The organism is Raineyella antarctica (genome assembly GCF_900092135.1).
GTDB lineage: Bacteria > Actinomycetota > Actinomycetes > Propionibacteriales > Propionibacteriaceae > Raineyella > Raineyella antarctica.
Window position 1 is genome coordinate 18,565 of record NZ_FMYF01000013.1, and the last position, 11,821, is coordinate 30,385.

General features: G+C 66.9%; 7 protein-coding genes. 6 read left to right on the forward strand and 1 reads right to left on the reverse strand.

All coding sequences use genetic code 11. The annotated features are described in order from the left end of the window. The first annotated feature begins 19 nt into the window (after nt 1-19). From GA0111570_RS15200 to GA0111570_RS15225, 6 genes are all read left to right on the forward strand, one after another. The gene (locus GA0111570_RS15200; RefSeq protein WP_092613272.1) at nt 20-3,871 is read left to right on the forward strand and encodes a DNA-directed RNA polymerase subunit beta'; all 3,852 of its coding nucleotides are present in this window, start codon (nt 20-22) and stop codon (nt 3,869-3,871) included. Nucleotides 3,872-4,337: 466 nt separating this feature from the next. Beyond that, entirely contained in the window at nt 4,338-4,709 is a 372-nt protein-coding gene (rpsL, locus tag GA0111570_RS15205; protein ID WP_092613275.1) for a 30S ribosomal protein S12, read from the forward strand. Beyond that, nucleotides 4,709-5,179 (forward strand): 30S ribosomal protein S7, encoded by a 471-nt coding sequence (rpsG, locus tag GA0111570_RS15210; RefSeq protein WP_092613277.1) that lies wholly within the window; start codon nt 4,709-4,711, stop codon nt 5,177-5,179. The genes rpsL and rpsG overlap by 1 nt, the downstream gene beginning before the upstream one ends. A gap of 246 nt (nt 5,180-5,425) precedes the next feature. Then, nucleotides 5,426-7,525, forward strand: a complete 2,100-nt coding sequence (gene fusA, locus GA0111570_RS15215) for an elongation factor G (protein ID WP_092613280.1) — start codon at nt 5,426-5,428, stop codon at nt 7,523-7,525. Between the two features lie 187 nt (nt 7,526-7,712). After that, nucleotides 7,713-8,903 carry an elongation factor Tu gene (gene tuf / locus GA0111570_RS15220; RefSeq protein WP_092613283.1) on the forward strand — a complete coding sequence of 397 codons (1,191 nt, stop codon included), beginning with the start codon at nt 7,713-7,715 and terminating at the stop codon, nt 8,901-8,903. Between the two features lie 507 nt (nt 8,904-9,410). Further along, nucleotides 9,411-9,887, forward strand: coding sequence for a hemerythrin domain-containing protein (locus GA0111570_RS15225; RefSeq protein ID WP_092613286.1), 477 nt, complete (start codon nt 9,411-9,413; stop codon nt 9,885-9,887). A gap of 148 nt (nt 9,888-10,035) precedes the next feature. Here the strand turns inward: GA0111570_RS15225 and GA0111570_RS15230 are convergent, their stop codons facing one another. After that, on the reverse strand, nt 10,036-11,757 hold the full coding sequence (locus GA0111570_RS15230) for a glycoside hydrolase family 3 protein (protein WP_092613289.1): 1,722 nt from the start codon (nt 11,755-11,757) through the stop codon (nt 10,036-10,038). Nucleotides 11,758-11,821: the final 64 nt, after the last annotated feature.

Here is an 11,821-nt window from a genome sequence, read left to right on the forward strand (position 1 = left end):
CGGGAGGAAGAGATACATCGTGCACGACGCGACATCTTTCGACATTCTGCGGATCGGCCTGGCCACGGCCGAGGACATCCGCGGCTGGTCCCACGGCGAGGTGAAGAAGCCGGAGACCATCAACTACCGCACCCTGAAGCCGGAGCGGGACGGCCTGTTCTGCGAGAAGATCTTCGGTCCCACCCGGGACTGGGAGTGCAGCTGCGGCAAGTACAAGCGGGTCCGCTTCAAGGGCATCGTCTGTGAGCGCTGTGGCGTGGAGGTCACCCGCTCCAACGTCCGCCGCGAGCGGATGGGCCACATCGAACTGGCCGCCCCGGTCACGCACATCTGGTACTTCAAGGGTGTGCCGAGCCGGCTCGGCTACCTGCTGGACATCGCTCCGAAGGACCTCGAGAAGGTCATCTACTTCGCCGCGTACATGATCACCCGGGTCGACGAGGAGGGTCGCCACCGCGACCTGCCCTCGCTCGAGGCGAAGATCACCCAGGAGAAGAACAACCGCTCCAAGCAGCGGGACGCCTCCATCGAGCAGCGCATGAAGAAGCTCGAGGAGGACATGGAGAAGCTCGAGGCCGAGGGCGCCGCCGCGGACATGAGCCGCAAGGTCCGTGCCCAGGCCGAGAAGGAGATCAAGCTCCTGCGTGACCGCGCCCAGCGCGAGATCGACCGCCTCGACGCGGTCTGGGACCGCTTCAAGGGCCTCAAGGTCCAGGACCTCGAGGGCGACGAGGTCCTCTACCGCGAGATGAAGTCGCGCTTCGGCCGCTACTTCGCGGGCTCCATGGGTGCCGCCGCGATCCAGCAGCGACTGCGGGACTTCGACCTGCAGGCCGAGTCCGAGAACCTGCGCAACATCATCCAGACCGGCAAGGGGCAGCGGAAGACCCGCGCGCTCAAGCGCCTCAAGGTGGTGTCCGCGTTCCTGCAGACCGGCAACTCGCCGGAGGGCATGGTCCTGGACGCCGTCCCGGTCATCCCCCCGGACCTGCGCCCGATGGTGCAGCTGGACGGTGGCCGCTTCGCGACCTCCGACCTGAACGACCTCTACCGTCGCGTCATCAACCGCAACAACCGGCTGAAGCGCCTGCTCGACCTCGGGGCCCCCGAGATCATCGTGAACAACGAGAAGCGGATGCTGCAGGAGGCCGTCGACTCGCTGTTCGACAACGGTCGTCGTGGCCGGCCGGTGACGGGTCCGGGCAACCGCCCGCTGAAGTCCATCTCCGACATGCTCAAGGGCAAGCAGGGTCGCTTCCGCCAGAACCTGCTGGGCAAGCGCGTCGACTACTCGGGCCGTTCGGTCATCGTGGTCGGCCCGCAGCTGAAGCTGCACCAGTGTGGTCTGCCCAAGACCATGGCGCTGGAGCTGTTCAAGCCCTTCGTGATGAAGCGCCTGACCGACCTCAACCACGCCCAGAACGTGAAGGCCGCCAAGCGGATGGTCGAGCGCAAGGACGGCCGGGTCTGGGACGTCCTCGAAGAGGTCATCACCGAGCACCCGGTGCTGCTGAACCGCGCACCTACGCTGCACCGCCTCGGCATCCAGGCCTTCGAGCCCCAGCTGATCGAGGGCAAGGCCATCCAGCTCCACCCGCTCGTGTGTACGGCCTTCAACGCCGACTTCGACGGTGACCAGATGGCCGTCCACCTGCCGCTGTCCGCCGAGGCCCAGGCCGAGGCGCGCATCCTGATGCTGTCGACGAACAACATCCTGAAGCCGGCCGACGGTCGTCCCGTCACCCTGCCGACCCAGGACATGATCATCGGCATGTACTTCCTGACCCAGGAGCGCGAAGGCCTGCCCGGCGAGGGCCGGGTGTTCCGTGACCCCGCCGAGGCGCGGATGGCCTTCGACCTCGGCGAGATCCGTCTCGGCTCCTCGGTCACCATCCGGATGAAGGACATCGTCCCGCCGGAGGGTGAGGAGCTGCGCGAGGACGGCACCATCATGATGCGTACGACGCTGGGTCGGACCATCTTCAACGAGGCCCTGCCGGCGGACTTCCCGTACGTCAACTACGAGGTCTCCAAGAAGCCGCTCAGCCGGATCGTCAACGACCTGGCCGAGCGCTACCCGAAGGTCGCCGTCGCCATGGCGCTCGACAACCTGAAGGACATCGGCTTCGGCTGGGCCCCCCGGTCCGGCGCGACGGTGTCGGTCTCCGACATCGAGACCCCGGACAGCAAGCCCGAGCTGATCGCCCGCTACGAGGCCAAGGCCACCGCGATCGACAAGCAGTACGAGCGCGGCAAGTCCACCGCCGAGGAGCGCCGCTCGAACCTGATCGAGCTGTGGCAGCAGGCGACGGCCGAGTTGACCTCCGAGATGGAGAAGAACTTCTCCCGGACCAACCCGATCTACATGATGGTCCACTCGGGTGCCCGAGGGAACATGACGCAGATGCGCCAGATCGCCGCCATGCGAGGCCTGGTGGCCAACCCCAAGGGCGACATCATCCCGAGCCCGATCAAGTCCAACTTCCGTGAGGGCCTGACGGTCCTGGAGTACTTCATCTCCACCCACGGTGGTCGGAAGGGCCAGGCCGACACCGCTCTGCGTACGGCCGACTCGGGTTACCTGACCCGTCGTCTGGTCGACGTGTCGCAGGACGTCATCATCCGCGAGGAGGACTGCGGTACCGAGGCGGGCCTGACCAAGCGGATCGCGATCATGCGCAACGGCGAGCTCGTGCCCGACCCGACGATCGAGGTCGCGGTCTACGCCCGCTGCCTCGCGGTCGACATCGTCAAGGACGGCGAGGTGCTGCTCCAGGCCGGTGTCGACCTGGGCGACGTCAACATCGACATGCTGATGGCCAACGGCATCACCGAGGTCAAGGTCCGGTCGGTGCTCACCTGTGAGTCCCACTCCGGCACCTGCGCCATGTGCTACGGCCGTTCCCTGGCCACCGGCAAGCTCGTCGACGTCGGCGAGGCCGTCGGTATCGTCGCGGCCCAGTCGATCGGTGAGCCCGGCACCCAGCTGACCATGCGTACCTTCCACACCGGTGGTGTGGCCGGTGACGACATCACGCAGGGTCTGCCGCGTGTCGTCGAGCTGTTCGAGGCCCGGTCCCCGAAGGCCAAGGCCCCCATCGCGGGTGCCGCCGGCCGGATCCGCCTGGAGGTCACCGACCGTGGACGCAAGATGTCCATCGTGCCGGACGACGGTGGCGAGGAGATCGAGATCGTGCTCGGCCGCCGTACCCGCCTCCTGGTGGAGGACGGCGACCACGTCGAGGTCGGCCAGCAGCTGTCCAACGGCCAGCTCGACCCGCAGGACGTGCTCGAGGTCCTCGGTGTCGCCGCGGTGCAGCAGCACCTGGTGGACGAGGTCCAGAAGGTGTACGGCACCCAGGGCGCCCCGATCCACGACAAGCACCTGGAGATCATCATCCGCCAGATGCTGCGTCGCGTGACGGTGCTGGAGTCCGGGGACACCGACATGCTCCCCGGCGAGCTGATCGACCGTCCCTCGTACGTCGCCAAGAACCGCAAGGTCCTGGCCGAGGGTGGCCAGCCCGCCCAGGGCCGTCCGGTCCTGATGGGCATCACCAAGGCGTCGCTGGCGACCGACTCGTGGCTGTCGGCGGCCTCCTTCCAGGAGACCACCAAGGTCCTGACCGACGCGGCGATCCACGGCAAGTCGGACTCGCTGCTCGGCCTGAAGGAGAACGTCATCCTGGGCAAGCTGATCCCGGCCGGTACCGGCCTGGAGCGCTACCGCAACATCCGGGTCGAGCCGACCCCGGAAGCCAAGGCGGCGGCCTACACCATGGCCAGCTACGACGCGTACGACTACGACCTCATGTCGGGGGCGGGTACCTCGGTGCCGCTCGACGACTTCGACATGGGCGAGTACCGCTGAAGTGAATGACGTCGTGGGGGGCATCCGGGATCGGGTGCCCCCCACGGCTGTCACCACCGGGGTGACCGGCGGCTCGGGGGGCCCTCCCGGTGGGACGTTTTGACCATCGGGCCCTGAGTAGGTAACCTTGGTATCTGTGTCCGGCGTGTCCGGACCAATCGCAGCGCCCGCTCATGAGGTGGTCGGCCGAACCGGGCCGATCGAGGTTGAACCGGTGAGGCCCCGTATCGCGTCGTACGCGGTGTCGGCCGCCCACGGACCTCCGGAACACCCCTGGCAGAGCCGCGATCCGCGGTCGTCCCGCCTTCGGGAGCCGACGTCGCGTGAGGATATGATCCCCGCGCGCTCGTCCTCTCCGGGCAGGGGATCGCAGCAGAGGAGTCATCCAGACCCCGTTCAGGAGTCGTACGACAAGGGCGAGCCCGGCCATCGGGGGAGTCCGAACAACGGAAAGAGATACCAGCCGGTGCCAACTATCCAGCAGCTGGTCCGCAAGGGCCGGACAGACAAGGCGACCAAGAGCAAGACGCCTGCCCTCAAGGGCTCGCCGCAGCGCCGTGGCGTCTGCACCCGCGTCTACACCACCACCCCGAAGAAGCCGAACTCGGCGCTGCGGAAGGTCGCCCGCGTGCGTCTCTCCAGCGGCATCGAGGTCACCGCTTACATCCCCGGCGTCGGCCACAACCTGCAGGAGCACTCGATGGTGCTCGTGCGCGGCGGTCGTGTGAAGGACCTTCCGGGCGTTCGCTACAAGATCATCCGCGGCTCGCTGGACACCCAGGGTGTCAAGAACCGTAAGCAGGCCCGTAGCCGCTACGGCGCGAAGAAGGAGAAGTAATGCCTCGCAAGGGACCCGCGCCTCGGCGCCCCATGCCCGCTGACCCGGTCTACGGTTCGCCGCTGGTGAGCCAGCTGGTCAGCAAGATCCTCGTCGACGGCAAGAAGTCCGTCGCCCAGAACATCGTCTACAGCGCCCTCGAGGGCACCCGCGCCAAGACCGGCGTCGATCCGGTGCAGACCCTCAAGCGCGCGCTGGACAACGTGAAGCCGGCCCTCGAGGTCAAGTCCCGCCGTGTCGGTGGCGCGACCTACCAGGTGCCGATCGAGGTCAAGCCGGCCCGCGCGACCACGCTGGCCCTGCGCTGGCTGGTCGGCTTCTCCCGCGACCGTCGTGAGAAGACCATGGCCGAGCGTCTGATGAACGAGATCCTGGACGCCTCGAACGGCCTCGGTGCCTCCGTGAAGCGTCGCGAGGACACCCACAAGATGGCCGAGGCCAACAAGGCTTTCGCTCATTACCGTTGGTGACAACCATGTCTCACGGCCACGGGCGCCGATGGCTGGTCCCCGACTGTGCGCGTTCCGCGCATCGTCCGCGGATTGGCCCGTCGGCGCCCGTCGCCGTACCCTGTGCTGGGTTGCGTCTCGCATGCCGCCCGTCAGGCCAGACCGCCCTCGAGGCATACGAAGGCCGGCACAACACTGAACACCGGTCCAGCCGCCACGCGCGGTCGACCCGGACGATGACCGCACACATGACGAGAGGTACCCTTCGTGGCTGTCGAGATTGAAACCGACCTGGCCAAGGTTCGCAACATTGGCATCATGGCCCACATTGACGCCGGTAAGACCACTACTACCGAGCGCATCCTGTTCTACACGGGCATCAACTACAAGATCGGTGAGGTCCACGAGGGTGGCGCCACGATGGACTGGATGGAGCAGGAGCAGGAGCGTGGCATCACCATCACCTCCGCCGCCACCACGTGCCACTGGCACGACATCCAGATCAACATCATCGACACCCCCGGCCACGTGGACTTCACGGTCGAGGTCGAGCGGTCGCTGCGCGTCCTCGACGGCGCCGTCGCCGTCTTCGACGGTGTCGCCGGCGTCGAGCCGCAGTCGATGACCGTGTGGCGCCAGGCCGACAAGTACGGCGTGCCGCGCATCTGCTTCGTCAACAAGCTCGACCGCACGGGTGCCAGCTTCGAGCACGCCGTCCAGACCATCCGTACCCGCCTGGGTGCCACGGCCGCTGTCATGCAGCTGCCGCTGGGCTCCGAGGGCGGCTTCTACGGCGTCATTGACCTGGTCTACATGCGTGCACTCGTGTGGCGCGGCGAGACCACCGTCGGCGAGGACTACGAGATCGAGGAGATCCCGGCCGACATGAAGGAGGCCGCCGAGGCCGCTCGTACCGAGCTCCTCGAGGTCATCGCGGAGAACGACGACGAGTTCATGGAGAAGTACCTCGGTGGCGAGGACTTCACCCCGGAGGAGCTGAAGGCCGCCGTACGTCGCGCCGTGCTGTCCAGCTCGATCACCGCCGTCTTCACCGGCAGCGCCTTCAAGAACAAGGGCGTGCAGCCGCTGCTCGACGCCGTCGTCGACTACCTGCCCTCCCCGCTGGACGTCCCCGCCATCGAGGGCTTCAAGCCCGGCGACGAGTCCGTGGTCATCGAGCGCCACCCGAGCGACAGCGAGCCGCTGTCCATGCTGGCGTTCAAGATCGCCGCCGACCCGCACCTGGGCCGCCTGACCTACATCCGGGTCTACTCCGGCCGTCTGGAGACCGGTTCGACCGTGCTCAACTCGGTCAAGGGCAAGAAGGAGCGCATCGGCAAGATCTACCAGATGCACGCCAACAAGCGCGAGGAGATCGCCTCGATCGGCGCCGGCCAGATCGTCGCCGTGATGGGCCTGAAGGACACCGGCACCGGTGACACCCTGTGCGACCCGGCCAAGCCCGTCGTGCTGGAGTCCATGACCTTCCCGGCCCCGGTCATCGAGCAGGCCATCGAGCCGAAGTCGAAGGCCGACCAGGAGAAGCTCGGCGTCGCGATCCAGCGCCTCGCCGAGGAGGACCCGACCTTCCAGGTCCACACCGACGAGGAGACCGGCCAGACGATCATCGCCGGCATGGGTGAGCTCCACCTGGACGTGCTGATCGACCGGATGAAGCGTGAGTTCCACGTCGAGGCGAACATCGGCAAGCCCCAGGTTGCCTACCGTGAGTCGCTGAAGAAGAAGGTCGTCAAGTTCGAGTACACCCACAAGAAGCAGTCGGGTGGTTCGGGCCAGTACGGTCGCGTCATCATCGACGTGGAGCCGGGCGAGCCGGGCACCGGCTATGAGTTCGTCAACGCCGTGACCGGTGGACGTATCCCCAAGGAGTACATCCCCTCGGTCGACGCCGGTATCCAGGACGCCATGCAGTTCGGCGTGCTCGCGGGCTACCCCGTCGAGGACGTCAAGGTGACCCTGACCGACGGTGCCTACCACGACGTCGACTCCTCGGAGCTCGCGTTCAAGATCGCCGGTTCGATGGCCTTCAAGGAGGCCGCGAAGAAGGCCAACCCGGTCCTCCTCGAGCCGATCATGTCCGTCGACGTGACCACCCCCGAGGACTACCTGGGCACCGTCATCGGTGACCTGAACGCCCGTCGTGGCCAGGTCCAGTCGATGGAGGACCAGCACGGCAACAAGGTCGTCCACGCCCTCGTCCCGCTGTCGGAGATGTTCGGCTACGTCGGCGACCTGCGGTCGAAGACCTCGGGCCAGGCCTCGTACTCGATGGAGTTCAACTCCTACGCGGAGACCCCGAAGACGGTCTCGGACGAGATCATCCAGAAGGCCCGCGGCGGCGAGTGATCGCCTGAGTTCCTGAACGGCGCCGCGCAGTCGGACCGATCCACGGCGATCGGTTTGACTGGGCGGCGCCGAGAGGGAACACTAAGTTGGGTCACCCACGGGCGACCCGACAGTAGTCAGACCGGTACTCCGGTAGAAAACACGCTCGTCTCGCAACCTGTGAGGCGACCATCAAGAAGGAGCCCCAGTGGCAAAGGCCAAGTTCGAGCGGACCAAGCCGCACGTCAACATCGGCACCATCGGGCACATCGACCACGGCAAGACCACTCTGACCGCGGCGATCTCGAAGGTGCTCCACGACAAGTACCCGGACCTGAACGAGGAGTCCCCCTTCGACTCCATCGACAAGGCTCCCGAGGAGCGTCAGCGCGGCATCACGATCTCGATCGCCCACATCGAGTACCAGACCGAGAAGCGCCACTACGCGCACGTTGACTGCCCCGGTCACGCTGACTACGTCAAGAACATGATCACCGGTGCTGCCCAGATGGACGGCGCCATCCTGGTTGTGGCCGCCACCGACGGCCCGATGCCGCAGACCCGCGAGCACGTGCTGCTCGCCCGCCAGGTGGGCGTGCCCGCCATGGTCGTCGCCCTGAACAAGTGCGACATGGTCGACGACGAGGAGCTCATCGAGCTCGTCGAGATGGAGGTCCGCGAGCTGCTGGCTTCGCAGGACTTCGACGAGGACTGCCCCGTCGTCCGCATCTCCGCCTACCAGGCCCTGCAGGGTGTCCCGGAGTGGGTCAAGTCCGTCGAGGACCTGATGGACGCGGTCGACGACTACATCCCGACCCCGGTCCGCGAGACCGACAAGCCCTTCCTGATGCCCGTTGAGGACGTCTTCACGATCACCGGTCGTGGCACCGTCGTCACCGGCCGTATCGAGCGTGGCATCGTCAAGGTCAACGAGACCGTCGAGATCGTCGGTATCCACGACAAGACCCAGTCCACCACGGTGACCGGCGTCGAGATGTTCCGCAAGCTGCTCGACTCGGGCGAGGCTGGCGACAACGTCGGCCTGCTGCTGCGTGGCACCAAGAAGGAAGACGTGCAGCGCGGCATGGTCGTCTGCAAGCCCGGCTCGGTCACCCCGCACACCGAGTTCGAGGGTCGCGTCTACATCCTGAACAAGGACGAGGGTGGCCGTCACAAGCCGTTCTTCGCCCACTACGCACCGCAGTTCTACTTCCGTACGACCGACGTGACCGGCGCCATCGAGCTGCCGGAGGGTGTCGACATGGTCATGCCCGGTGACAACACCGACATGAAGGTCACCCTGATCCACCCGATCGCCATGGAGCAGGGCCTGAAGTTCGCCATCCGCGAGGGTGGCCGCACCGTCGGCGCCGGCAACGTGACCAAGGTCATCAAGTGACCTTGTGGCACCAGCCACGCTGATCAGGTTCGACTGATCGACCAAGGAGGCCCGTCCCCGTCAGGGGGCGGGCCTCTTGTCATGCGTGGGTCCGGGGCGTACGTGTGGGGGCCCGGCTCGGGTGGGGCCCGGGCGCGGCCTGGGCTGGGACGTGGCTCGGCCTGGGCAACCAACATGGGGGTCGCGGCGGATCGAGGCGGTGCCGAGGCCTGCCCTGGAAGCTGTGCGCTGCCGTTGGCGGACTTCAATGCCCCTCTCAGGCCTCGCTGCCGTTGCAAGGGCAGTGAGGTCGGCCAGCTGCAGCGAACGTCCCCGGCGGCAGCGAACCTGGCCAGTGGCGGGGAGTGGGGCCAGAGTCCAGCCGGGGCCGAGGGGAGGAACCGGGGCGAGGGCAGCGTCCAGCCGGGGCCGAGGGCGGCGAACCGGGGCGAGGGCAGCGAACTCCAGCGCCACCGTCCGGGAACCGGCACCCTTGACCCTCCCGGAGCCTCGTGTGAGGATCGGCGCATGTGCAACTACTGCGGATGCCAGGAGCAGACGCTGATCCGTGACTACTACGCCGAACACAACGGCTCCCGCGACCTCGCCGACCGCGCCCGGCGCCAGATGGACGAGGGCAGGTACGACGAGGCCCGGGAACACGTCACGCTCCTGCTCGCCGAGCTGGAGGGCCACTGGGCGGGGGAGGAGGGCGGCCTGTTCGCCGTGATGGTGGACCGCTACCCGGACGACTTCGCCGACTACATCCGCCCGCTGGTCGAGGAGCATCGGGCCCTGGCCACGTTCCTGCGCGAGCTGGACGTCACGGACGCGGAGCACCGGGCCGCGTTCGCCGCCCAGGTCCTGGAGCTGCACGAGCACATGATGCGCGAGGAGGACTCGCTCTTCCCTGCCTCGGTCGTGACGTTCGACGGGGAGGACTGGACGCGGGCGATCGACGGCTGGCAGCAGGCGCACCCGGGTCGTGAACTGATCGCCGACTGAACCCGGCACAACAGCACAACGGAAAGGGCCGGCCACCCCGCGGGGGGTGACCGGCCCTTCTCGATCCTCTGTGGAGCCCGTGCCGGGTCCCGGGGAGGCACCCGACGAGGCCCGTCTCAGCGACGTGCCAGCCAGGGCCCCAGTGGCCTCAGAGGCGCGCCTGCCACTTGTCGGTCCAGACCAGGTCGTTCGGCTGGCCCTTGAACTCCGACTTGCCCTCGAGCTTGTCGATCGTCTGCTTGACCGTCTCCGCGTTGGCGGCGTACGCGTTGACGTAGCACTTCACCATGGTCGCGTCGTGCAGGTGCGTGGTGAAGTTGAACGACACCATGAACGTGGGGACCTCCCACACGTACCACGGGCACTCGTTGCTCATGGCGGTCTTCCACTGGATGCGGTAGTTGTTCTGCGCGCCGTAGCCGATCACCTCGGCGACGACCAGCGCCGCGTCCACCTCCTCGCGGTACTTCAGCGTCGCACCCTTGACCCGGGTGGTGCCGTCGTTGAGGGTGACCTGGTAGCCGCGCGACTCCAGCTCCTTGGTGACCAGGTCGACGGTCTCGTCGCTGCCGGCGGCGATGCCGCCCTTCTCACCGGCCAGGTAGTAGAGCCGGATGCGCTTGTGGTCGGTGGGGTTGAGGGGCAGCTGGTCCAGGGTGTTCTTGACCAGCGTGATGCCCTTGTCCGCGGCCTCGGCGCGCATCTGCAGGTGCTCCTCGCAGCCGACGACCTCGAGCTCCTCGGGCGCCTTGGTGAGGGTGCCGTTCGCCTTCTTCTCGGGGAGGCGGAGCTTGGCCTTCAGGCCGAGGATGCGGCGCAGCGCATCGGTCATCCGCTCCTCGCTGATGACACCGTTGCGGTAGCCCTTCAGCATGAAGCCGAAGTCCTCGTCGATGTCGTTGAAGAACAGGAACATGTCGCAGCCGGCGGCGATCGAGCGGGGGACGTAGTCCTCGCGGCGCATCGCGGAGGTCATGCCGAGCATGTGCGAGGCGTCGGTGATCAGCAGGCCGTTGAAGTCGAGCTTCTCCTTCAGCAGCGTGGTCGCCAGCTCCGGGGCCAGCGTGGCGGGCAGCACGTCCTTGTCCTGCAGACCGGGGACGAGGGCCTTCTGGACGGCCGGCGCGGCGATGTGGCCGGCCATCACCATGTCGAGCCCGTTGGCGATGTGGTGGGCGTACACGCGACCGTACGTGTCCATCCACTTGTCCATCTCGAACTCGTTGATGCCCAGCACCAGGTGCTGGTCGCGCTCCTCCAGGCCGTCACCGGGGAAGTGCTTGACGCAGCACAGCACCTCGGACTCCTTGAGGCCCTCGACGTACGCGGAGGTGTAGGTGATGACGTCGTCCGGGTTGGTGCCGTACGCCCGGGTGTTGACGATCGTGTTGCGCCAGTTGTAGAGGATGTCCACGCACGGGTCGAAGTTCACGTTGACGCCGAGGGCGGCCTCCTCGCGGCCGGAGACGTAGCCGGCGTCGTGGGCGACCTTGGGGTCGCGGGAGGCCTCGGACTGGGCGCCCGACGCGATGTAGGTGCCGTCCTTGCAGGCGCCGTTGCCGCCGGCATCACAGTTCGCGGCCACCAGCAGCGGGATCTTGGAGTCCGTCTGCAGCTCGTTCAGCAGGTTCTGCACCTGGTCGGACGTACCGCCCTGGTAACGCGCCCCGCCGATGTGGTACTTGGCCAGGATCTCCTTGTTGGTCAGGGTGTTGCCGGAGAACTGGTCGGCCCCGAAGAAGAACAGGTTGACGAAGAGCTGGCCCACCTTCTCCTCGTCGCTCAGGGAGGCGATGGTGTCCTCGACCCAGGCGATCCGTTCGGCATCGAGGTTGTAGGGCTTCTGGGTCAGGTCGACTTGTGCGGGCATCGGGACGTCCTGTCTGTAGTGCGTGTGTGCTGTGCTGGGGGCCGGTCGGGTGGGCCGGAGCGAA